Genomic DNA, 21,249 nt, shown 5'->3' with positions numbered 1-21,249 from the left:
CCTTCGACTCGAAAGCGCAAGGGACTCCCAACCGAGCGGCGCCCATACGCGCCAAGATCGAGTACCCGCTCGGCAATGAGGGGCGCCAGTCGAGGGATCGGGCGGCGGCGATGAGGCCGTGGTTCGACTCAGGCCTCCATGAGGTCCTGCAAGATTGTCCAAGTCAGCGAAGGCCCGGCTCACCACGAACGGACGGATACCCCCGTTCGTCCCGAGCGGCGCCCATACGCGCCAAGATCGAGTACCCGCTCGGCAATGAGGGGAGCCAGTCGAGAGATCGGGCGGCGGCGATGAGGCCGTGGTTCGACTCGGGCCTCCATGAGGTCCTGCAAGATTGTCCAAGTCAGCGAGGCCCGGCTCACCACGAACGGACGGATACCCCCGTTCGTCCCGAGCGGCGCCCATATGCGCCAAGATCGAGCACCCGCTCGGCAATGAGGGGCGCCAGTCGAGGGATCGGGCGGCGGCGATGAGGCCGTGGTTCGACTCGGGCCTCCATGAGGTCCTGCAAGATTGTCCAAGTCAGCGAGGCCCGGCTCACCACGAACGGACGGATACCCCCGTTCGTCCCGAGCGGCGCCCATATGCGCCAAGATCGAGCACCGGCTCGGCAATGAGGGGCGCCAGTCGAGGGATCGGGCGGCGGCGATGAGACCGTGGTTCGACTCGGGCCTCCATGGAGGCTTGCAAGATTGCCCAAGTCGGCGAAGGCCCGGCTCACCACGAACGGACGGATACCCCCGTTCGTCCCGAGCGGCGCCCATATGCGCCAAGGTCGAGTACCCGCTCGGCAATGAGGGGCGCCAGTCGAGGGATCGGGCGGCGGCGATGAGACCGTGGTTCGACTCGGGCCTCCATGGTGTCTTGCAAGATTGCCCAAGTCAGCGAAAGCCCGGCTCACCACGAACGTTCGTGTCCCTCGACTCGCTGCACTCGCTCTGGATGCTCGGATAGCCGGCGAGGGACGACAGCAGTCGAACCACGCCTTGACGCCAACCTCCGATCCCCAGCGCCGCTAGGCCCTGTCATCGTCCGTGAAGAGATCCGGCTGCGCCCTCTTCCCGCCCTGCTCGGCGATCTCGTCCATGCTGCGACCGCTGAGCACGCTGCGATCCTCAGGCGCGAGTACCGCCTGATCGTCGCCGTGCCGGCGAATCATCAGCCACTGCTTGCCGTCGGCATTGCGCTTGCCGCTCATCCGCTTGAGCGTCCAGGCGCCGTGAAGCTTCTCGCCACGCAGCGCGATGTCCAGCTGATCCGGCGTCGGTGGATGCGTCGCCCACCAGCGGCCACGGTCCCACAGCATCACCGTGCCAGCGCCATACCGGCCCGTGGGGATCACGCCTTCGAACCCGGCATAGTCGAGCGCGTGGTCGGCGACTTCGATCGCCAGGCGCTTCTCCCCCGGCGACAGGCTCGGTCCCTTGGGTAGCGCCCAGCTCTTGAGCACGCCGTCGAGCTCCAGGCGCAGATCGAAGTGATCATGGCTGGCGGCATGGTGATGAACGACGTAGCACGCAGCCCCTTCAGGCGTCTCGCCGCTGGAATCATGCTCATCGCATCGGCTCATTTCACCCCTCGCAGAGGAGTGCTGCGCCCCGGCCTCACACTGGGACATCCAACCGAGCCGCGGCGTTCGCCGCACCCATCGCACGGGCGAGCTCACCGGCGGTCATGCCGCGGGACTCACGCGCCGAAGGATCGGCGCCGCGGGCCAGCAGCAGTTCGACGAGGTCGAGATGGTCGAACATCGCCGCGAACATCAGCGCGGTCTTGCCATCCGGCGCAGCGGCGTCGACCCCGGCGCCGGCATCGAGCAGCAGCTCGGCCATCGCTCGATTGCCCTTGAACGCAGCCCCGGCGAGAGGATTCTGGCCATTGTCGTTGTGCCGGTCCGGATCGGCTCCCCGTTCGAGCAGCAGCTTCACCGCTTCGAGCTGACCGTGGTAGCTCGCCAGCATCAAGAGGCTGTCGCCCTTCTGGTTGCTCAGGTTGGGCGGCAGCCCCTGCGCGAACCAGGCTTTCAGCCGCTCGACGTCACCGCGCCGGGCGGCGTCGAACACTTGGCTCGCAAGCTCTATCGCCGCTTGATCGATATCCGCGCCGCCGTTGGGTGCTCCGTGGTTGCCTTCGGACATGGTGCTCTCATCTCCTGAGCCGTCGGTCGGTAACCAAAGCATAGCCGCCAGCGTCGCGGCGTGGCATTGCAAGCTCGCTATCCGCTTCATATGAAAGTCAAATGAGTGCAGGCGTGGCGAAGATCGTCTTATGGGCCCTGCGCGCGCGAGCAAGCGTGATGCGATAGGGCCTGCCACCGCCACGCAGGGTCGAGTAGAATCGCCCCTCGTTGACAATCTCTTGGGACGATGACATGGGAAGGGCTTTCCAGAACCGTAAGGAATCGATGGCCAAGACGGCCGCGGCGAAGACCAAGGTCTATAGCAAGTACGGTCGCGAGATCTACGTCTGCGCCAAGCAAGGGGGCGTCGATCCGGCCGGCAATCTGTCGCTGCGCAGCCTGATCGATCGAGCGAAGAAGGATCAGGTTCCGTCGCACGTGATCGAAAAGGCGATCGACAAAGCCAAGGGCGCCGGCGGCGAGGACTTCTCCCCAGCGCGCTACGAAGGCTTCGGCCCAGGCAACTGCATGGTGATCGTCGAGTGCCTGACCGACAATCCGAACCGCACCTTCGGCGACGTGCGCGGCTGCTTCACCAAGACCAAGAGCAAGCTTGGCACCCAGGGCACGGTCAGCCACATGTTCGACCACTGCGCGATCTTCGCCTTCAATGGCCATGAAGAGGAGGCAGTGCTCGAAGCCTTGATGATGGCCGATGTCGACGTCACCGACATCGAGGAGGAGGACGGCCGGATCACCGTATTCGCACCGACCACCGAGTTCTTCAAGGCGAAGCAGGCGTTGACCGACGCCTTCGGCGAGCTCGACTTCGAGGTCGAGGAGATCCAGTTCGTGCCGCAGACCACCACCAGGATCGAAGGCGACGACGTGGCGATGTTCGAAAAACTGCTCGACATGCTCAACGACCTCGACGACGTCCAGAACGTCTATCACAACGCAGAGATTTGATCCCGGTGGCTTCGCCCTACCACCGCCGGCACGACCGATGAGGGCGGCGACGGCCTGAAGATCACCCGCTGGCGAGCGCAACGCATAAGCCCCCGCATCACACGCGGGGGCATTTTCTTTTCAATCTCCTACCTCTCTTGCCGACCGGGCCGGAACACCAGCATCAACCCGCACAGGATCGCCGCTAGTCCCACCAGGCTCGAAGCCGAGAGCGGGTGGCCGAGCAGCCAGTAGTCGAGCGCCGCGGTCACCACCGGCACCAGGTAGAACAGGCTGGTGACGTCGACCAGATCGCCGCTGCGAATCATCCGGTAGAACAAGAGCTGCGCGGCTACCGAGATCGCAAGCCCCAACCACAGCAGCGGCACTACGAACCCGAGCGTCAATTCGAGCCGCGCGGGCTGCAGCGGCAGCGCGAGCAGGCAGAGCGCCAGCCCGACCAGGTACTGCAGCGGCAACACCTCGAGCGGTGATAGATCGATGCCCTTTTGCAGGATCGCCCCAAGGCTCATGCAACCCAGCGCACCGAAGGCGAACAGCGTGCCGGTCCACGGCAGTCTCGCCTCGCTCGTCCCTCCCAGCACCACCAGCGCAAGACCGCCAAACGCTACCAGCAGCCCACCCAGCCGCCGCGGGGAGAATCGACGCTCCATCGCCAGCAGGGTGAGGATCGGCTGCACCCCGAGCAGGGTGGCGAGCACACCAGGGGTGACCCCTTCGGCCATCGCCTGGAAGTAACAGATAGAGTAGCCGCCGACCAGCATCGCACCGACGATCGCAACGCGCAGTCGCAGGCCCTTGGGCGGCAGCCAGGCACGCCGTTTGAGGCACATCAGGCCAAGCGCGAAGAGTGCGAGAACGAAGCGCAGAATCAGTAGCACCAGCGCGGAGGCGTGCTCGAGCCCCCAGTGAGTGAAGATCGCCGCACTGCCCCACAGCAGCACGAACAACACCATGGCACCGCGAGCGGCCCACGCCGAGCGAGAGAAAGAAGAAGCAGTCATGATCGGTTCATCCGTCAATGATCGAACGAACTCCCGCAGCCCTCATGGGCGCGACGCGGTCCAAGCCTTGATGGCGAGACTGGCGAACAGCGGGAGCGTTTGAACGGGCGAGAGAATCAGCCCAGCACGATCGCGCACGGCGGCGCGACGGCAATCACGCCGGGAGGCGCGACGGATGAAACGGGGGGAGGATTCGCCGCGCAGCGCACCACACCGACGATGAACGACGATGTATTGGCAAGATCGAGCTGCGCGTGAGTGGTCATGGAAATGAATCCGGTCAGCTCGCCCGGTGCAGGCGAGTCAGGGCCAATCTAACAAACTCCTGGTCAGGCTGACTAGTCGGATGCGGCGGAATCTTTAGCTGGAACGAAAGCGCGGAATCCGCGTTCGAGCCCCCTGCCTTGGCGTCGCGACTGCTGATACAGTCGAAGCCCTCCCCCTTCGCGCCGAGATGCCGACATGCCGGATCCCACCATGCTGTTCACCTTCACTCTGATCGCGCTGGGAATGGTCCTGACGCCAGGACCGAACATGATCTACCTGATATCCCGATCGATCTGCCAAGGCCGCCGCGCGGGCCTGATATCACTCGGCGGCGTGGCATTGGGTTTCGCTTTCTACCTGCTCAGCGCGGTACTCGGGCTCACCGCACTGCTGTTCGCCGTCCCTTACGCCTATGACGTGCTGCGCATCGGCGGTGCGCTCTACTTGCTCTATCTCGCCTACCAGGCGCTCGGTCCGCGTGGACGTTCGCCGTTCGAGGTGGTCGAGCTTCCTCGCGAGCGTCCCGCCCGGCTTTTCATCATGGGGCTTTTGACCAACCTGCTGAATCCGAAGGTGGCGGTGCTGTATCTCGCCTTGCTGCCCCAGTTCATCACCCCGGCCCACGGCAGCGTGCTGGCGCAATCGCTCGCGCTCGGCGGCGTGCAGATCGCGGTCAGTCTCACGGTCAATGCGCTGATCGTACTGCTGGCGGGATCGATCGCGGGTTTTCTCGCCGCGCGCCCGGGCTGGCAAGCGTTCCAGCGCTACCTGATGGCAGGCGTACTGGGGGGCCTCGCGGTGCGCATGGCGCTCGAAGAACGGCGCTGAGAGGAGCACGCTGATGGAACGACTGGAGTGCGACCGGATGCTGGTCGCCGTGCTCGAGACCGGGAGCTTCTCCAAGGCAGCGGAACGACTCGGGATCAGCTCGGCCAAGGCGTCGAAGCTGATCTCGCGGCTTGAAAGCGAGCTCGGCGTGCAGCTGATCAAGCGTACCACCCGTGCGCTCTCCCCCACCGAGGTCGGCCAGGCCTACTTCGAGCGGATTCGCGCGCTGCTCGAGGAATTCGACGACCTCGACGCCTCGGTGAAAAACGCCGCGGCCACGCCCTCCGGCAGGCTGAGAATCTCCGCCCCGCTCTCGTTCGGGGTGGTTCAGCTCACCTCGGTGCTCAATGAGTTCGCCCTCACCTATCCCGAGATCCAGCTCGAGGTGAACTTCTCCGACCGCGTGGTCAGCCTGGTGGACGAAGGCTTCGACGCAACGCTGCGGATCGGTACCCCGGCGGACAGCAGCCTGATCGCACGCCGACTCTGCACCGCACGCGTGGTGGTGGTGGCTTCCCCGGACTATCTCAAGACCCACGGCACGCCTGTGATGCCTGCCGAGCTGACCGATCACGACTGCATCATCGACACCAACTTTCGCGATCCCTACGCCTGGCGCTTCCGTCTCGACGGCGCACCACTGACGGTGGCGGTCAAAGGCCGGCTGCGTTTCTCCAACGCCGAAGCGAGCCTGCGTGCGGCCGAATATGGCCTCGGTATCGCCAGGGTGCCGAGCTTCATCGCCGGGGCAGCGCTGCGTGATCATCGGGTGACGCCGCTGCTCGCCGAGCACGAAGGCCCACCGCATGGCATCTTCGCGCTCTATCCGCCGGGCCGCCACTTGGCCTCGAAGGTACGGGTGCTGATCGACTTCCTGGTCGAACGCTTTCCCGATCCCCCCGCGTGGGATCGCGGCTGGTAGCGAATAATTTCTATATCAGAAATTATAATCTTCCAATGCAACGGATAGCGTCACAAAAAGAAAAGGAACAATCTTGTCCTCGATGAGGCGGCGCATCGCCACCCCATACTTCATCGAGGACACTAAAATGATCGACTCACGCACTGCCCCCTATGCCGTGCTGCTGCTTCGCTTGGCGCTCGGCATCCTGTTCCTGGCCCACGCCGGACTCAAGCTGTTCGTCTTCACCCCGGCCGGCACCGCTGGCTACTTCGCCTCGCTGGGCCTGCCCGCGTCGCTCGCCTACGTCACCATCGTGTGGGAGATCGCAGGCGCCCTGGCACTGATCCTCGGCATCTGGCCGCGTCTCGCCGCGCTGGCGGTGATCCCGGTACTGCTCGGGTCGATCTTCACCGTCCACGGCGCGGCAGGCTTTTTCTTCACCAATACGGGCGGCGGCTGGGAATTCCCCGCACTGTGGATCATTGGTCTGCTCGCTGTGGCCCTGGCCGGCGATGGTGCCCACGCGCTGCGCCCCACTCCGTTCGGCAAAGCACGCTAATACCCCCGAACACTGACCCTGGAGAGAAACGATGAGCGATGTATCCCAAGCGCCTCTTGCAATCGAACGAGTCACGCTGGTGGTCAACGACCTCGACAAGGTCAGTGAGTATTACCAGCAGATGGTCGGACTCGAGCTTCTGAAGGGCGATGGCACCGAGCACTGGCTCGGTGCCGGAGACCGAACACTGCTGCACCTGCGCGAGGATCGTGCGGCGCGGCGCTGGTCACCACGCGAAGCGGGGCTGTTCCATACCGCCTTCCTGCTGCCGAACCGGGCCGACCTTGGTGCCTGGGCCCAGCGCGCGGTCGATCAGCGCATAGCGGTGAGCGGCGCGTCCGACCACTTGGTCAGCGAAGCGATCTACCTGCAGGACCCGGAAGGCAATGGCATCGAGATCTACACCGACCGGCCGCGCTCGAGCTGGCATTGGAAAGACGGCCTGGTGGAGATGACGACAGAAGCGCTCGATCTGGAAGGCCTGCTCGCCAGCGCCACCGGCGAATGGCGCGGCGCTCCGATCGGCACCATCGTCGGCCATGTCCATCTCCAGGTCGGCGAGATCGCCGCCGCCGAGGATTTCTACATCCAGCGGATGGGCTTCGACCTGACCTGCCGCTATCCGGGAGGCAGCTTCTTCTCGACCGGCGGCTACCATCACCATATCGCCACCAACGTCTGGAACAGCCGCGGCGCACCGAGCCGCACGCAGCCATCGACCGGCCTCAGTGAGATCGTGCTGGCCGCAACGCCTGCGGCGCTGGAGCGGCTCGCGCCCAAGCAGACCCTGCTCGACCCGTGGGGCAACGAGATCGCCCTGGTCACGAACAGCCGCTGAACCGCCCAGAGAGGCCAGGCTCAGCCCAGAGGAGAATGGACATGCTAGTGGATGGAAAGTGGACCCGGGACTGGCATCCGGTCCAAGCCACCGACGAGAAAGGTGGCTTCGTCCGCCAGGTCTCAGGCTTTCGCCATTGGATCACCCCGGACGGCGCGCCTGGCCCCACCGGAGAGGGCGGTTTCACCGCCGAGCCGGGGCGCTACCATCTCTATGCCGCGCTGATCTGCCCTTGGGCATCGCGGACCTTGATCGCGCGCAAGCTCAAGGGGCTCGAGGCGATCCTGCCGGTGACCATCGTCGAACCCGAACTGACCGACCAGGGCTGGCACTTCGCCTCCCCTGACCCGGTTAACGGCGCGAGCTACCTGCATACGCTCTACACTCGAGCCAACGCCCGCTACACCGGACGCGCGACGGTCCCGGTGCTGTGGGACAAGCAGCGCCAGACGATCGTCAACAACGAATCCAGCGACATCCTGCGGATGCTCAACGATGGCTTCGGCGCCCTCGCGGACGACAGTCTCGACCTCTATCCGCAAGCACTGCGCAAGCGTATCGATGAGTTCAACGACTGGCTCTATCCGCGGTTCAACAACGGTGTCTACCGTGCCGGCTTCGCCACCACCCAGGGCGCCTATGAAGAGGCCTGCGCCGGCGTGTTCGCTGCCCTCGACACCATCGAGTCCAAACTGGCGGATACGCCTGCGTTTTTGTTCGGCGAGCGGCTGACCGAGAGCGATGTGCGCCTCTTCGTCACCCTGGTGCGCTTCGACGCCGCCTATTACGGCCTGTTCAAGTGCAACCTCAGGCGGATTGCCGACTATCCCAGGCTCAGCGCCTATCTCGAGCGGGTCTATCGGGTGCCCGGCGTCAGCGAGACCGTCGACATCGACCATATCAAGCGCGGCTACTATTCGATCAAGGCGCTCAACCCCAACGGCATCGTGCCGCTTGGACCCGAACTCGACTTCATCGAACCCAACCGGGAGAGAACATGAGCCAACGACTGATCATCTGCCTGCACGGCGTCGGCAGCGACGGGCGCGATCTCGCCCCCTTCGGTGAGCTGCTCGCCCGGGCGCTGCCGGATACCGCCAGCGAAAGTCCGAACGCACCGCAGCCGTTCGGCCACGGCCCGGGATATCAATGGTTCAGCCTCGACGGCGTCACCGAGCGCGACCGTTCACTGCGGGTCGAACGAGCGCGCGACGACTTCGACCGGGTGGTGGGTGAGCTGATCGAGTCCCACGGTTTCGCCTCACGGCTCGACCAGGTCGCGCTGATCGGTTTCTCCCAAGGGTCGATCATGGCGCTGGATGCCATCGCCTCCGGGCGCTGGCCAGTCGGCGCGGTGGTCGCATTCGCCGGACGGCTGGCGACGCCCGAACCGCTCGCTCCGGCGCTTTCGACCTCGCTGCTGCTGGTCCACGGCGAGGCCGACCCGGTGATTCCCGCGATCGAGAGCCAGCGCGCCGCCGAGCGGCTTGGTGGGCTTGGCGTCGAGGTCGAGAGCCATCGGCTGCCCGGCGTCGCCCACACCATCACCCAGCAGGGTGTGCAGCTCGCGACCGACTTTCTCGCCACGCGTTTCGCGCAGCGTCTCGCCTGAAAGCGGCAAGCGGTGTAGCGTGGGGCTTAGAACCAGCTCTGGTCGTTTCGACATGGAACATCGCATGCCCCCCGCTCGCCCACGCCGGCTCGCCTCGCTCGGCTACAAGATCTTCGGCCTGTGCGCCCTTGGCCTTGCGATCATCGGCGCTTTCCTGCCAGTAATGCCTACCGTTCCCTTTCTGCTGGTCGCCGCCTGGGCGTTCGAGCGCGGTTCGCCCCGCCTCGATGCCTGGCTGCGCCAGCATCCGACCTTCGGCCCGCTGCTGCGCGACTGGCGAGAGCGTGGCGCCATCCCGCGCTATGCCAAGCTGATCGCCGTGGTATCGATGGCGGCGAGCCTGGTACTGATGTGGTTCGGCGGCGCTCCCCTGCTGGTAGTGCTCGCGGTCGGAGCGATTCTGCTCGCGGTCTCGAGCTACCTGCTCAGTCGCCCTTCGGCATAGGAGATCCGTGATTGCCAGCTTTCGCCAACATCCGGATGCGGGAAGCAATCGAGCAAGCGGACGATCGCGCGGCCACCCGGGCCCAGCTCGAACCAAGGGTTGCCGCAAAAATAAATAGCACGCGATCTAATAGCGCAGATTGCATTTCCGCTCAGCAACCCTCAACATTCTTACAACAACCACTCGCTCGAACCACACGCGCTGAGAATGTGATGGTATATGAGCGCCACTCATGCCCGATCCGGTATCGCTCAGGGGAGCTTCGATGAGCTCGACATTGAAGTTGGACCAGCAGTTCTGCTTCGCGCTGCATTCGACCATGCTGGCGATGAACAAAGCCTACCGGCGGCTGCTCGAGCCGCTTGGCCTGACCTACTCGCAGTACCTGGTCATGCTGGTGCTATGGCAACGCGATGGCCTGACGGTATCGGAGATCGGTGAGCAGCTGTTCCTCAATTCGGCGACCCTCACCCCGCTGCTCAAGCGCTTGGAATGCCAGGCGCTTCTGGCCCGGCGACGCTCGGGCGAGGACGAGCGCCAGGTGCTGATCTCGCTGACCGACAAGGGACGCGAACTGCAAGCGATGGCCAAGGACATCCCCGAGGAACTCGGCCAAACGCTCGAGTGCGGCGGTCTCCATCTGGATGAGTTGCGCAAGGAGCTGATCCAGCTGAGAAAACGCCTTTACGATCGAAGCTGACGCGTGCCCGGACGAGGCACGTGGTGAAGCCGAGCGCAAACGAAATCATCCACTCGACTTGAAACCTGGCACGTCAGCAACAAAGGTATGACTATATCCATCGACGTGTGAGGTCTCCAAGATGACTGCTGACGACATCCCGCAAATCACCCTCAACGATGGCACTACGCTGCCCGCCATCGGCTTCGGCACCTACAAGCTGAACGGTTCATCGGGCGTGGAAGGGATGACCAGGGCGATCCACAACGGCTACCGGCTGCTCGACTCCGCCTTCAACTATGAGAACGAAGGCGCGGTAGGCCGGGCGGTGGATCGCGCCGGCGTGCCGCGTGACGAGCTGCGGGTGGTTTCCAAGCTGCCGGGGCGCCACCACGCCTTCGACCAGGCGGTCACTACCGTCGAGGAGTCGCTCTACCGCGCCGGCCTCGACTACTTCGACCTCTACCTGATCCACTGGCCCAACCCGAGCCAGGGCCTCTACGTCGAGGCCTGGCAAGCCATGATCGAGGTGAAAAAGCTCGGCCTCGTACGCTCGATCGGGGTATGCAACTTCCTTCCCGAGCATTTGCAGCGGCTGATCGATGAAACCGGTGTCATTCCCAGCGTCAACCAGATCGAACTGCATCCCTATTTCCCGCAGGACGAGCAGCGCGCCTGGGACGCGGAGCATGGCATCGTCACCCAGTCGTGGAGCCCGCTCGGGCGCGCCAACCAACTGCTCCAGGAGCCAGTGATCGGGTCGATCGCCGAACGCCTCGGCAAGAGCATTCCCCAGGTGATCCTGCGCTGGCACTACCAGCTCGGAGCGCTCCCTCTGCCCAAGGCAGCCTCCACCGAGCGACAGCGCGAGAATCTTTCGCTGTTCGACTTCGAGCTATCCAGTGAGGACATGGCCCTGATCGCCACTCTGGCAAGCCCGGACGGACGCACCTTCGACCAGGACCCGGCAAGCTACGAGGAGTTCTGAGGCCGACCCGGACATCACGACGAGGGCGGCCCTCCAGTTCTACCTACCCCGAGCGTTTTTCGCCTCGAGCGGCCCCATCACGGCTGGCGATAGCGCCATCCACTCAGCGAGGTTCGTGCAATGAACGTATTCATCACTGGTGTAACCGGCTTCATCGGTGGATCGGTCGCCCATCGCTTGATCGACGCGGGGTACAGCGTCCGCGGACTGGTCCGCAGCGAAGAAAAAGCCGAGCGGCTGCGCGCTGCGGGCATCGAACCAGTGCTCGGCAGCCTGGACGATCATCAGCTTTTGGTACGCGAAGCCCATCGCGCCGACGGTGTGATCAACGCAGCCGACAGCGACCACCGCGCGGCAGTCGAGGCGCTGATCGAGGGGCTCAAAGGTTCAGGCAAGCCGCTGCTGCACACCAGCGGCTCCGGCGTGGTCGGCGATGATGTAGGCGGTAACCGGCTCTCCGAGCGCATCTTCGACGAAGATACCCCTCTCATCGTCGAGCCGCGAAAGCAGCCGCGCCATGCGATCGATCTGCTGGTCCTCGCGGCCAAGGATCGCGGTATCCGCTCGGTGGTACTGTGCGACGCCATGATCTACGGCACCGGACGCGGGATTAACCCGCACAGTGTGCAGATCCCGCCACTGGTAGACCAGGCCCGCGAAAGCGGCATAGTCCGGATAGTCGGCCAGGGCATCAACCGCTGGTCGAACGTGCATATCGACGACGTGGCCGAGCTTTATCTGCTGGCGCTGGAAAAAGCCCCGGCGGGCGCTTTCTACTTCGTCGAGAACGGCGAGGCCTCCTACGCCGAGATCGGTGCCGCCATCGCTCGTCGCCTGGGTACCGGTCCGGTGCAGTCATGGAGCGTGGAGCAAGCGACACCGCGCTGGGGCCGCGGCCGTGCGCAGTACTCCCTCGGCTCCAACAGCCGCGTCCGCGCCAAACGTGCTCGCCTGGAGCTGGGCTGGACGCCGGTGCACGCTTCGGTCACCGAGTGGATCGAGCACGAAATGCCGCTTTGAGCCGGCGGGTCATCCGCCGGAGAGCGGCGGCTGGCCATCCGCCACACAAGCGCCAGGCAAGACCATCGCCGGGAGGGCTCCATCCTCGGATCCACCAGTGGGATATGCCCCGAAAAGACTGACGTTATCCCTCTCCTGTGCATTTCAACATGAGGCTTGTCTATTTCATTCGCCTAAACTCACTCTGTAGGCTAGCCACCATTGATGACAATCCCTCTATTCCGTTAGGCGCCAACCCTTGCGTCGGGATCCGTTACCTGGTGGTGAAAGATCATGCCTAGAGAAATACCCTCCAAAATGGTCGCGCGCAAAGCGATACCACCACAAATTCCCGCGCACCGGATCGAAAGCGATGAAGAGGCGATAGAGACCGCGCGGCGGCTGGCCGATGTTTTCGCGCGCGAGGCGGCGCTGCGCGACCGCGAGCGCCGGCTGCCGTGGGAAGAGCTGGAGCTTTTCAGCCAAAGCGGCCTGGGTGGGATCCTGATTCCCAAGGCGTACGGCGGTGCCGGCGTACGCTTCGCCACCGTCGCCGAGGTGTTCCGATTGATCAGCCAAGCGGATCCAGCGATAGGCCAGATCCCGCAGAATCATTTCGGCACCCTCTACCGCCTGAGCCACTTGGCCAGCGAGCCTCAGCGCCGGCGCATCTACACCGCCGTGCTCGAGGGACAGCGCATCGGCAACGCAGGCCCCGAACGACACAGCCGCGACGTGCTCGACATACGTGCGCGGCTTGAGCGCGACGGCACACGCTGGGCACTGAGCGGCGATAAGTTCTACTCCACCGGTGCCATGTTCGCCCACTGGATCCCCACTCAAGCGCGTCTACCGGACGGTGAAGTGGTCTCTCTGATCGTGCGCCGCGAGGCGCCGGGGATCAGCATCGTCGACGACTGGTCGGGGATAGGCCAGCGCACCACCGCCAGTGGTTCGGTGCACTTTCGCCGCACTCCGGTCGAGGATGAGGACATCTTCCCCGCCTGGCCCAAGGACGGCAGCGCTACGCTGCGTGGCCCGTTCGCCCAGCTGCTCCAGGCGGCGATCGATGCCGGTATCGCCCGTGGCGCGCTGGAGGACACCAGTGCCTTCGTGCGCGAGCGCTCGCGCGCATGGGTGGACAGTGGCGTAACCAAGGCCAGCGAGGACCCGCTGACGATCCGCGAATTCGGTGACCTGCGCATCCGTGTGGACGCCGCCGACGCGGTGCTCCATCGCGCGGCACGCCTGCTCGATCGGCTTGCCGATGCGCCACTGGATGACGACGGCGTGGCGCAAGCCTCGGTGCTGGTGGCGAAGGCCAAGGTGCTGTCGACGCGCGCCAGCCTGCACTGCGCGGAAAAGCTGTTCGAACTCGCAGGCTCCCGCGCGACCCTGGCGGAATTCAACCTCGATCGGCACTGGCGCAACGCGCGCACCCATACCCTTCACGATCCGGTGCGGTGGAAATACCACATCATCGCCAACTATGAACTCAACGGCGTCCATCCCCCTCTCCATGCGTGGATCTGAGCAACGGACGTGCGATCGCTCTTCACGCCTGGCCTCGACCGGCACTGGCGCTGTCGGCGTCACCAGCGGCCCGCGCGCAGATACTCGAAGCGCAGGCCAAGATCGCCCAGCGGCGTCACGGCCTAGACGCCAACGGCTTCCAGAATCGTCCCTCGTGCGCCGCTTCGTCCGGAAAACCGACGCGGGCGCAGTCATCCCCGCCTTCTGACACCGTCCTCCAGGAGCACGTCGTGCCCGAGCTCGAAACGCCTCTTCCTTCGACACCACAGTGCATCGACAGCGACGCGGCAGCGCTGCGCGCCGCCGACCGGCTCGCCGATGACTTCCGCCGTGAAGCGGCGCTACGCGACCTCGAACGCCGCCTGCCTCATCCTGAACTCAAACGCTTCGTCGACTCGGGTCTGTGGAGCATCACCGTGCCGCGCCGGTTCGGCGGTGCCGAGGTCAGCGCCGCGACGCTGGCCGAGGTAACCGCCCGGATCAGCGCAGCGGACGGCTCGCTGGGGCAGATCCCGCAGAACCATTTCTATGCGCTTGAGATTCTCCGGCTCAACGGCAGCGAGGAACAGCAGCGCCGTTTCTTCGCCGAGGCACTCGCTGGCGAACGCTTCGGCAATGCCCTGGCCGAGTTGGGCACGCAGCATTCGAGTACTCGTACGGTGCGGCTTACTCCCTGCGAGGGAGGCTACTTGATCAGCGGTCGCAAGTTCTACGCGACCGGTTCGCTGTTCGCCCGCTGGATCCCGACCTCGGCGATCGGCCCGGACGAGAAGGTCCAACTGGCGATCGTCGATGCCAACGCGCCGGGGCTGGAGCGTATCGACGACTGGAGCGGCTTCGGCCAGCGCACCACCGGAAGCGGCTCGGTGGTGTTCGACCGGGTATTCGTGCCGAACACGGCGGTGGTGCCAATGCAGGCCGCCTTCGAGCGCCCGACCGCGCTGGGAGCGTTCGCGCAGCTGATTCACACCGCAGTGGACGTCGGCATCGCCCGCGGCGCACTGTCCGACACCCAGCAGTTCGTGCGCAGCCACGCACGCCCGTGGATCGACAGCGGTGCGCCGAGCGCGGCCAAAGACCCGCTGCTGCTGCGAGAACTGGGCGAGCTGTCGATCGACCTCGAAGCCGCCGAGGCGATGCTCGAACGCGCCGCTCGAATCGTCGACGTCGCTCGGCGCGAGCCGACCGAACGCTCAGTAGCGCAGGCCTCTATCGCAGTGGCCGAGGCCAAAGTGCTGGCCACCGACATCGCACTGGCTGCGGGCAGCAAACTGTTCGAACTATCCGGCTCCCGCGCCGCGCTGACCGAACTGGGCCTCGATCGGCACTGGCGCAACGCCCGTACCCATACCCTCCACGACCCGGTGCGCTGGAAATATCACGCGATCGGCGACTACGTACTCAACGACCGGCTTCCCCCGCGGCATGGAGCATTGTGATGGCCCGGCAATTGCTGCTCAACGCTTTCCACATGAACTGCGTCGGCCATATCTGCCACGGACTGTGGCGCCATCCCCGCGACCGCTCGCGGGAGTACTTGCGCCAAGACTGGTGGAACACGCTTGCCGGCACGCTCGAACGCGGTCTGTTCGATGGGCTGTTCCTCGCCGACATCGTCGGCACCTACGACGTCTACGCCGGTAATGCCGAGGCGGCGCTCGCCGGCGCTGTACAGGTACCGGTCAACGATCCGTTGCTGCTGGTCCCGGGCATGGCCCAGACGACCCGCCACCTCGGCTTCGGGGTGACGGTCAATCTGAGCTACGAAGCTCCTTATCTACTCGCCAGACGCTTTTCCACCCTCGACCACCTGACTGAAGGACGCATCGGCTGGAACGTGGTAACCGGCTATCTCGACAGCGCGGCGCGGGCGATGGGCTACGAACGCCAAATGGCCCACGACCAGCGCTACGACCGTGCCGACGAGTACATGGAGATCGTCCATCGACTGTGGGAGCAAAGCTGGGACAGCGACGCGGTGCGCTACGATCGGGAAAGCGGGATATTCACCGACCCAGCCAAGGTCCGGCCGATCGACTACCGCGGCCGCTACTATCGTGTCGAAGGCATTCACCTGAGCGAACCATCGCCACAGCGATCGCCGGTGATCTTCCAGGCCGGCAGCAGCCCTCGCGGTGCCCGTTTCGCCGCCCAGCACGCTGAATGCATCTTCGTGATGGGACTGTCGAAGGAGGCGGTCAAGCAGACGGTCGAGCGGATCACCCGCGAACTCGCCGCCCAAGGCAGGCGCCGCGAGGATGTGAGGATCCTGGCCGGCCTCACCGTGGTGGTCGGTGCGACCAGCCGTGAGGCCGAGGAGAAGTACGCGGAGTACTGCCGCTACGCTTCGCCAGAGGGCGGGCTTACCCACTTCGCTAGCTCCACGGGGGTGGACTTCTCGCGCTTCGACCTGGACGAGCCGATCACCGAGCGCAAGAGCGAAGCCAATCAGTCGGCGCTGGCGGCCTTCACTCGCAAGCACCAGGGCGAGCCTTGGACGGTGCGACGGCTGCTTGAGCAGATGAAGCTCGGCAACCGAAACGGCGCCTTCGTCGGTACGCCAAGCGAGGTCGCAGACGAGATGCAGTCATGGATGGTCGAGGCCGATGTCGATGGCTTCAACCTGGTACATACCGTGGTGCCCGAATGCTTCGAGGAATTCGTCGACCTGGTGTTGCCGGAGCTGCAAAGCCGCGGTATCTACAAAACCGCTTACGCCGAAGGCACCTTTCGCGAAAAACTTCTCTCCCAGCGTCGCTATTTCCGCGCGCGATGACACCACAGCCGGCCTCGAACAGGTCGATTTGACGAGGGTCAAACGATGATCAGAATCGCGATCGCCATAGTGCTGGCCACTGTCGGCAACGCCGCCCAGGCCAACGAATCGCTCAGGGTCGGCCAGACCAGCGGACCGCACGAGACGATCATGGAGCAGGTCCGCGAAGTGGCCAGGGACGAGGGACTCGATATAGAGCTGGTCAGCTTCTCCGATTTCATCATGCCCAATGCCGCGCTGGACGACGGCAGCATCGATGCCAACAGCTACCAGACCCAGGCCTTTCTCGACGCGCAAAAGCAGGCTCGCGGCTACCCGCTGATCGCGGTAGCCAAGACCGTACTGTTCCCGATGGGGATCTACTCCCACCGGGTCGAAACCCTGGACGCACTGCCCCAGGGAGCCAGCATCGGCCTGCCCAACGATCCAGCCAACGTCGACCGCTCCCTGCGCCTGCTCGAACACGCCGGCCTGATCACCCTGAACCCAACCGGGGGGCCAATCACCGAACAGGATGTGGCCCAAAATCCCCGCGCGCTGCGCTTCGTGGCGCTGGACGCCGCCCAGCTGACCCGCTCGCTCGACGACCTGGACGCCGCCGCGATCAATACCTCCTATGCCCTCAAGGCCGGCATCGACCCAGCCAGTGACGCGCTCGCCAGGGAGGGCCTCGACAGCCCACACGCCAACCTGCTGGTGGTCAGGGAAGCCGACCGCGACGAGCCTTGGGTCGCGCAGCTGATCCGCGCCTACCACTCCGATCGAATCCGTGCATTCATCGAAGAGGAATTCAAGGGCGCCGCCGTGCCCGCTTTCTAGCCGGACAAGGGCTACGGGCTGACGGTGGCTTCAGGGATGCTTGAACCGACGGCGGGCGGTGCTCAGTGGTGATTGATCGCGCGCGGGAGCGCGTTTCTAATACCCTGCATTCCCAGCCTTTCCCTAGCCTCGAGGTACTCCCCATGTCCCGCACCACCGTCTGCGCCCTCCAGCTCGGCGCCTCCCCCGCCGGCAAGCAGGATACCCTGCAGCGGATCCTCGCCTTCGAAGCGCAGATCATCGCCGCCGGCGCCAGCCTGGTGGTGATGCCGGAAGCCCTGCTCGGCGGCTATCCGAAGGGCGAGATCTTCGGCACCCGGCTCGGCTACCGGCTGCCGGAGGGACGCGAGGCATTCGCCGCCTACCACGCCAACGCGATCGACGTACCCGGCGCCGAGACCGAAATACTCGCCGCACTCTCTCATCGCACCGGGGCGAGCCTGGTGGTCGGCGCGATCGAGCGCGACGGCGCCACGCTCTACTGCACCGCGCTGTTCTTCGACCCCGAGCAGGGGCTGGTCGCCAAGCATCGCAAGCTGATGCCGACCGGCACCGAACGCTTGATCTGGGGTCAGGGAGACGGCTCGACGCTGGCGACGGTCGAATCCCGCGCCGGCCGGCTGGGCGCGGCGATCTGCTGGGAGAACCACATGCCGCTGCTGCGCATGGCGATGTACGCCAAGGGCGTGCAGATCTGGTGCGCACCGACGGTGGACGAACGCGAGATATGGCAGTGCTCGATGCGCCATATCGCCCACGAAGGGCGCTGCTTCGTGGTCAGCGCCTGCCAGGTCCAGCCCTCGCCGAACGAGCTGCAAACCACGGTCGAGGGCTGGGACCCTGAGCGGGCGCTGATCCGCGGCGGCTCGTTGATCGTCGGGCCGCTCGGCGACGTGCTCGCGGGCCCGCTGTTCGACCAGCCGGGCCTGATCACCGCACAGATCGATACCGACGAGCTGGTTCGCGCCCGTTATGATCTCGATGTCGTCGGCCACTACGCGCGCCCCGATGTATTCAGGCTCAGCGTCGACGAGCGCGACAAGCGTTCGGTCGTCTTCAATGACCGGGGCGACGATTGACCACCCGCTCGAATGCCCGCTCGAATGAATATCAGGCGCGGTCGACCCGCACCGTCGACCACATCGATACCTGACGGGGCCGCTCCAGCAGCTCGGGCAGCGCCTCGTGCCACTCACTGCGATAAGGCCGGTTGAGCTGAACGTCGAGCACGTCCTGGTGATCGGCCCAGGTCTCGTGAAGCAAAAAGTGGTAGGGATCCTCGGGGTCACGATGGAGGGTGGCGTTGCGAAAGTTCGCCTCCTCACGCATCGCATCGAGCACGCCATTGAGCAGGGTGAGGAAACGCTCGCGCTGCATCGGCTTGACGGTGAACTCGATCAGGTAGGTGACGCTCATCAGGGATCTCCTTCTTCAGGGGCGGTGCCATTCGAGAACCAGCTCGCCGACCGCGATGGCGTGAGTGTCCATATCGATCACGATAGAGACTTCCCAGCGAAGATCCATTACCTCTTGGGTCATCTCCTCCCCCAAGGCCCAGCCGCCGATTCGATGGCTGCGGCACGCCGGAGCACCCGGCGCCGGCATGGTCACGCAGGGAGCATGCGCCCACCGGCAACGCGGGCCCCTCGCCAATCCGGCTGCGGCAAGCCTTGGGGAATGTGCGCCATCCACCTTAGCGCCTGGCCGCCAAAGGATCAGACGCCAATCAGCTTCGGCAAGACCTCCACCAGGCGGTTGCGGGCCTTGGCCGGCTCATCGATCAACTCGAAAACCCGCTCGATCATCGCCGGAACGTCTTGGCGCGCCATCATCAGGCGCGGGTGAAAAGCCGCCGCGAGAGGGTCCCAGTCGAAACATCCGAGGACGATGGCATCGAGGTCGTAACCTCGCAGGCGAAGCCATCGGACGATCCCCTCCAGCGAAATCGTCGAATTGATGAAGAGTGCACCAGGCGGACCACCGAGGCGCTCCACGTAGTCCTGGAACGCCACCTGCGCCCGGTCCGCTTCGTAGCCGCAAACCAACACGTCCGTCTCGCTGGTATCGAGGCCGCGCGAACGCCTGGCCTGCCGAAAACCCATCACTCGCTCCCGAGTATTGTGGTCTTCGCTACGCCCGCCGATGAAAAGGACAGGTTGCTCTGGCTGTCCTGCGGCTGCCAAGCGATCGAGAATCGCCAGCGTCAGCCGAAGCGCCCCTTCACGGTTGGCGGAAATGACCGAGGGTGCCCGTGTTCCCGGCAGGTCGAGGTTCAGACAGGGAACGCCGGCCGCGGCGCACATCTCAGCGATCGCGTCGGGTGCGGTCGCCCCGGTGCAGACCAGATGCTCCACGCGATAGGCGAGCATCATTCGCGCCGCTTCGCGCTCTTGTTCCGGATCGCGGTTGGTGCACGAGACGATGGTGAACAGGCCGCGACGCCTCGCCTCGGCTTCGAAATCCTGGGCAATCGAACTGAAATAGCGGTTGTCGTACATCGGCACGATCATGCCGACGATACCCGAGCGTTCACGCCGCAGCGCCCTCGCCTGCATGTTGATCGAGTACCCCTCGGCATGCGCAAGCGCAAGGATGCGATCGGCGAGTTTGTGACTGATACGGCGCTGCTGCCAAGTGCCGTTCAGCACAGCGCTGACGGTACTCGGGGAAGACTGCGCGAGTTGGGCCAGATCGTAGATCGTCAGCCGTTTCGAATTGTCGTCGGACACGAACACCTCCTCAGAGTACGAGGCAAAAGTAGCATTGCATCGCAGGGAGAAGAAAAACAAAAATGCACAACCGATTGTGCAACACCGCCAACGCCGTGGTCGGCTACACCACCACCGCCAATCACCGGTACTCAGGGGGACATGATGAAACGCTCGATCTTGATAGTCGCCGCGCTCGCCGCAACGTTCGGCGCCACCGCTCACGCCCAGGACAAACCGACCGTCGCCGTGGTCGCAAAGGTCGGCGGTATCCCATGGTTCAATGCCATGGAACAGGGCATCAGAGAACAGGGCGAGGCGCTCGGCATCAATGCCTACATGATCGGCCCGACCAGTGCCGACCCAGCTTTGCAGGTGCGCGCGATCGAGGATTTGATCGCTCGCGGAGTCGATGTGATCGGTGTCGTACCCAACGACCGCCAGGTGCTCGAACCGGTACTCAAGAAAGCCCGCGACCAAGGGATCATCGTGCTGACTCACGAGAGTCCGGAATCGGAAAACGTCGACTACGACTTCGAGATGATTTCAGCCCAGCAGCTAGGCGAGGAACACGCCAAACTGCTCGCTGACACCACCGGTTGCGAAGGCTCGTACGCGGTCTATGTCGGCGGCCTCAGCGTACCTGCGCACAATGCCTGGGCCGATGCAGCCGTGAACTGGCTTTCCGAGCACTGCCCGGAGATGAGGCAAGCCTCCAGCCGCTTCGGTGTGGCCGAAAGCGTCGACGACAGCCGTAACACCACGCTCGATTTGATCCGCGCGCACTCCGACCTGGCCGGCATCATGTCCTTCGGCAGCCAGGGCACCATCGGTGCCGCTCGCGCGGTACGGGAGCGCGGCATGGCCGGCGAGATCAAAGTGATGGGCCTCTTCTCCCCAGGCCAGGGGCGCCGGCTCGTCCATGAAGGCGTGATCACCGGCGGTTTTCAATGGAATCCGCTGGAAGCGGGCAAGGCATTCGTCGCCCTCGGCAACCGGCTCTACGAAGGCGGGGAAATCGCCGACGGCGACGATCTGCCGGTACTGGGCACCATCGAACTCGACGGCCACACCATCTTCGCCTCGAAGCCGCTGGCGCTGAACGAGGAGACGATCGACGAGCTGGCCGAACTCGGCCTCTGATTCGACCACGCGCTCCTTCACCGCACGTGACTTTTCTTCGTCTTGCCTTCTTTTTGGGA

23 protein-coding genes are annotated in these 21,249 nt (G+C 64.7%); 17 read left to right on the top strand and 6 right to left on the bottom strand.

All coding sequences use genetic code 11. The annotated features are described in order from the left end of the window. Window positions 1–1,015: 1,015 nt before the first annotated feature. The gene (locus A5892_RS07325; RefSeq protein WP_064122250.1) at window positions 1,016–1,570 is read right to left on the bottom strand and encodes a DNA polymerase ligase N-terminal domain-containing protein; all 555 of its coding nucleotides are present in this window, start codon (window positions 1,568–1,570) and stop codon (window positions 1,016–1,018) included. Between the two features lie 34 nt (window positions 1,571–1,604). Further along, the gene (locus tag A5892_RS07320) at window positions 1,605–2,138 is read right to left on the bottom strand and encodes an ankyrin repeat domain-containing protein (protein ID WP_064122249.1); all 534 of its coding nucleotides are present in this window, start codon (window positions 2,136–2,138) and stop codon (window positions 1,605–1,607) included. A gap of 233 nt (window positions 2,139–2,371) precedes the next feature. On the opposite strand from A5892_RS07320, the gene A5892_RS07315 reads away from it, so the two are divergent. Beyond that, on the top strand, window positions 2,372–3,088 hold the full coding sequence (locus A5892_RS07315) for a YebC/PmpR family DNA-binding transcriptional regulator (RefSeq protein WP_027350688.1): 717 nt from the start codon (window positions 2,372–2,374) through the stop codon (window positions 3,086–3,088). Window positions 3,089–3,216: 128 nt separating this feature from the next. On the opposite strand, the gene A5892_RS07310 is transcribed toward A5892_RS07315, so the two are convergent. Both A5892_RS07310 and A5892_RS20465 read right to left on the bottom strand, forming a co-directional pair. Next, window positions 3,217–4,092 carry a DMT family transporter gene (locus A5892_RS07310; RefSeq protein ID WP_064122248.1) on the bottom strand — a complete coding sequence of 292 codons (876 nt, stop codon included), beginning with the start codon at window positions 4,090–4,092 and terminating at the stop codon, window positions 3,217–3,219. Between the two features lie 116 nt (window positions 4,093–4,208). After that, window positions 4,209–4,358 (bottom strand): hypothetical protein, encoded by a 150-nt coding sequence (locus tag A5892_RS20465; protein WP_190295667.1) that lies wholly within the window; start codon window positions 4,356–4,358, stop codon window positions 4,209–4,211. A gap of 196 nt (window positions 4,359–4,554) precedes the next feature. On the opposite strand from A5892_RS20465, the gene A5892_RS07305 reads away from it, so the two are divergent. From A5892_RS07305 to A5892_RS07235, 15 genes are all read left to right on the top strand, one after another. Then, on the top strand, window positions 4,555–5,187 hold the full coding sequence (locus A5892_RS07305) for a LysE family translocator (RefSeq protein WP_064122247.1): 633 nt from the start codon (window positions 4,555–4,557) through the stop codon (window positions 5,185–5,187). 13 nt (window positions 5,188–5,200) lie between these two features. Further along, window positions 5,201–6,109, top strand: coding sequence for a LysR family transcriptional regulator (locus A5892_RS07300; protein WP_064122246.1), 909 nt, complete (start codon window positions 5,201–5,203; stop codon window positions 6,107–6,109). 127 nt (window positions 6,110–6,236) lie between these two features. Continuing rightward, complete coding sequence (locus A5892_RS07295) at window positions 6,237–6,650, top strand: DoxX family protein (RefSeq protein ID WP_064122245.1); 414 nt, start codon at window positions 6,237–6,239, stop codon at window positions 6,648–6,650. Between the two features lie 31 nt (window positions 6,651–6,681). After that, window positions 6,682–7,488 carry a VOC family protein gene (locus A5892_RS07290; RefSeq protein ID WP_064122244.1) on the top strand — a complete coding sequence of 269 codons (807 nt, stop codon included), beginning with the start codon at window positions 6,682–6,684 and terminating at the stop codon, window positions 7,486–7,488. Between the two features lie 41 nt (window positions 7,489–7,529). Then, window positions 7,530–8,489: a glutathione S-transferase family protein gene (locus A5892_RS07285; RefSeq protein ID WP_082890321.1), complete on the top strand. Its 960-nt coding sequence runs from the start codon at window positions 7,530–7,532 to the stop codon at window positions 8,487–8,489. Then, window positions 8,486–9,100 carry an alpha/beta hydrolase gene (locus A5892_RS07280; RefSeq protein WP_064122242.1) on the top strand — a complete coding sequence of 205 codons (615 nt, stop codon included), beginning with the start codon at window positions 8,486–8,488 and terminating at the stop codon, window positions 9,098–9,100. Before A5892_RS07285 ends, A5892_RS07280 begins: the two co-directional genes overlap by 4 nt. Window positions 9,101–9,164: 64 nt before the next feature. Then, a complete protein-coding gene (locus A5892_RS07275) occupies window positions 9,165–9,545 on the top strand; it encodes a YbaN family protein (protein WP_064122241.1) in 381 nt (126 codons plus the stop codon). Window positions 9,546–9,810: 265 nt separating this feature from the next. Further along, window positions 9,811–10,245: a MarR family winged helix-turn-helix transcriptional regulator gene (locus A5892_RS07270; protein WP_150123507.1), complete on the top strand. Its 435-nt coding sequence runs from the start codon at window positions 9,811–9,813 to the stop codon at window positions 10,243–10,245. 121 nt (window positions 10,246–10,366) lie between these two features. Beyond that, window positions 10,367–11,212, top strand: a complete 846-nt coding sequence (locus A5892_RS07265; protein WP_064122239.1) for an aldo/keto reductase — start codon at window positions 10,367–10,369, stop codon at window positions 11,210–11,212. A gap of 120 nt (window positions 11,213–11,332) precedes the next feature. Then, window positions 11,333–12,232, top strand: a complete 900-nt coding sequence (locus A5892_RS07260) for an NAD-dependent epimerase/dehydratase family protein (RefSeq protein ID WP_064122238.1) — start codon at window positions 11,333–11,335, stop codon at window positions 12,230–12,232. Between the two features lie 273 nt (window positions 12,233–12,505). Further along, window positions 12,506–13,744 carry an SfnB family sulfur acquisition oxidoreductase gene (locus tag A5892_RS07255; RefSeq protein WP_064122237.1) on the top strand — a complete coding sequence of 413 codons (1,239 nt, stop codon included), beginning with the start codon at window positions 12,506–12,508 and terminating at the stop codon, window positions 13,742–13,744. Between the two features lie 230 nt (window positions 13,745–13,974). After that, entirely contained in the window at window positions 13,975–15,183 is a 1,209-nt protein-coding gene (locus A5892_RS07250; protein WP_064122236.1) for an SfnB family sulfur acquisition oxidoreductase, read from the top strand. Further along, on the top strand, window positions 15,183–16,520 hold the full coding sequence (locus A5892_RS07245; protein ID WP_064122235.1) for an LLM class flavin-dependent oxidoreductase: 1,338 nt from the start codon (window positions 15,183–15,185) through the stop codon (window positions 16,518–16,520). Before A5892_RS07250 ends, A5892_RS07245 begins: the two co-directional genes overlap by 1 nt. Window positions 16,521–16,565: 45 nt before the next feature. Next, entirely contained in the window at window positions 16,566–17,339 is a 774-nt protein-coding gene (locus A5892_RS07240) for a MetQ/NlpA family ABC transporter substrate-binding protein (protein ID WP_064122234.1), read from the top strand. Window positions 17,340–17,482: 143 nt separating this feature from the next. Then, entirely contained in the window at window positions 17,483–18,418 is a 936-nt protein-coding gene (locus A5892_RS07235) for a carbon-nitrogen hydrolase family protein (RefSeq protein WP_064122233.1), read from the top strand. A gap of 31 nt (window positions 18,419–18,449) precedes the next feature. Here A5892_RS07235 and A5892_RS07230 read toward each other — a convergent pair whose 3' ends face one another. Next, window positions 18,450–18,755 (bottom strand): putative quinol monooxygenase, encoded by a 306-nt coding sequence (locus A5892_RS07230; protein ID WP_064122232.1) that lies wholly within the window; start codon window positions 18,753–18,755, stop codon window positions 18,450–18,452. 299 nt (window positions 18,756–19,054) lie between these two features. Next, window positions 19,055–20,272, bottom strand: coding sequence for a substrate-binding domain-containing protein (locus A5892_RS07225; RefSeq protein ID WP_223302819.1), 1,218 nt, complete (start codon window positions 20,270–20,272; stop codon window positions 19,055–19,057). Here A5892_RS07225 and A5892_RS07220 point away from each other — a divergent pair. Next, complete coding sequence (locus A5892_RS07220; protein WP_064122230.1) at window positions 20,213–21,190, top strand: substrate-binding domain-containing protein; 978 nt, start codon at window positions 20,213–20,215, stop codon at window positions 21,188–21,190. The genes A5892_RS07225 and A5892_RS07220 overlap by 60 nt on opposite strands. Window positions 21,191–21,249: the final 59 nt, after the last annotated feature.

Origin of the sequence: Halotalea alkalilenta, assembly GCF_001648175.1 — a bacterium.
Classification (GTDB): Bacteria; Pseudomonadota; Gammaproteobacteria; order Pseudomonadales; family Halomonadaceae; genus Halotalea; species Halotalea alkalilenta_A.
Note: the sequence above shows the minus strand (reverse complement) of the source record. Positions and strands in the feature narration are given on the sequence as shown.

Excerpts from the sequence above, each read along its gene's own strand:
- A5892_RS07325 (WP_064122250.1), bottom strand. The coding sequence starts at position 1,570 with ATGAGCCGATGCGATGAGCATGATTCCAGCGGCGAGACGCCTGAAGGG.
- A5892_RS07320 (WP_064122249.1), bottom strand. The coding sequence starts at position 2,138 with ATGTCCGAAGGCAACCACGGAGCACCCAACGGCGGCGCGGATATCGAT.
- A5892_RS07315 (WP_027350688.1), top strand. The coding sequence starts at position 2,372 with ATGGGAAGGGCTTTCCAGAACCGTAAGGAATCGATGGCCAAGACGGCC.
- A5892_RS07310 (WP_064122248.1), bottom strand. The coding sequence starts at position 4,092 with ATGACTGCTTCTTCTTTCTCTCGCTCGGCGTGGGCCGCTCGCGGTGCC.
- A5892_RS20465 (WP_190295667.1), bottom strand. The coding sequence starts at position 4,358 with ATGACCACTCACGCGCAGCTCGATCTTGCCAATACATCGTCGTTCATC.
- A5892_RS07305 (WP_064122247.1), top strand. The coding sequence starts at position 4,555 with ATGCCGGATCCCACCATGCTGTTCACCTTCACTCTGATCGCGCTGGGA.
- A5892_RS07300 (WP_064122246.1), top strand. The coding sequence starts at position 5,201 with ATGGAACGACTGGAGTGCGACCGGATGCTGGTCGCCGTGCTCGAGACC.
- A5892_RS07295 (WP_064122245.1), top strand. The coding sequence starts at position 6,237 with ATGATCGACTCACGCACTGCCCCCTATGCCGTGCTGCTGCTTCGCTTG.
- A5892_RS07290 (WP_064122244.1), top strand. The coding sequence starts at position 6,682 with ATGAGCGATGTATCCCAAGCGCCTCTTGCAATCGAACGAGTCACGCTG.
- A5892_RS07285 (WP_082890321.1), top strand. The coding sequence starts at position 7,530 with ATGCTAGTGGATGGAAAGTGGACCCGGGACTGGCATCCGGTCCAAGCC.
- A5892_RS07280 (WP_064122242.1), top strand. The coding sequence starts at position 8,486 with ATGAGCCAACGACTGATCATCTGCCTGCACGGCGTCGGCAGCGACGGG.
- A5892_RS07275 (WP_064122241.1), top strand. The coding sequence starts at position 9,165 with ATGCCCCCCGCTCGCCCACGCCGGCTCGCCTCGCTCGGCTACAAGATC.
- A5892_RS07270 (WP_150123507.1), top strand. The coding sequence starts at position 9,811 with ATGAGCTCGACATTGAAGTTGGACCAGCAGTTCTGCTTCGCGCTGCAT.
- A5892_RS07265 (WP_064122239.1), top strand. The coding sequence starts at position 10,367 with ATGACTGCTGACGACATCCCGCAAATCACCCTCAACGATGGCACTACG.
- A5892_RS07260 (WP_064122238.1), top strand. The coding sequence starts at position 11,333 with ATGAACGTATTCATCACTGGTGTAACCGGCTTCATCGGTGGATCGGTC.
- A5892_RS07255 (WP_064122237.1), top strand. The coding sequence starts at position 12,506 with ATGCCTAGAGAAATACCCTCCAAAATGGTCGCGCGCAAAGCGATACCA.
- A5892_RS07245 (WP_064122235.1), top strand. The coding sequence starts at position 15,183 with ATGGCCCGGCAATTGCTGCTCAACGCTTTCCACATGAACTGCGTCGGC.
- A5892_RS07240 (WP_064122234.1), top strand. The coding sequence starts at position 16,566 with ATGATCAGAATCGCGATCGCCATAGTGCTGGCCACTGTCGGCAACGCC.
- A5892_RS07235 (WP_064122233.1), top strand. The coding sequence starts at position 17,483 with ATGTCCCGCACCACCGTCTGCGCCCTCCAGCTCGGCGCCTCCCCCGCC.
- A5892_RS07230 (WP_064122232.1), bottom strand. The coding sequence starts at position 18,755 with ATGAGCGTCACCTACCTGATCGAGTTCACCGTCAAGCCGATGCAGCGC.
- A5892_RS07220 (WP_064122230.1), top strand. The coding sequence starts at position 20,213 with ATGAAACGCTCGATCTTGATAGTCGCCGCGCTCGCCGCAACGTTCGGC.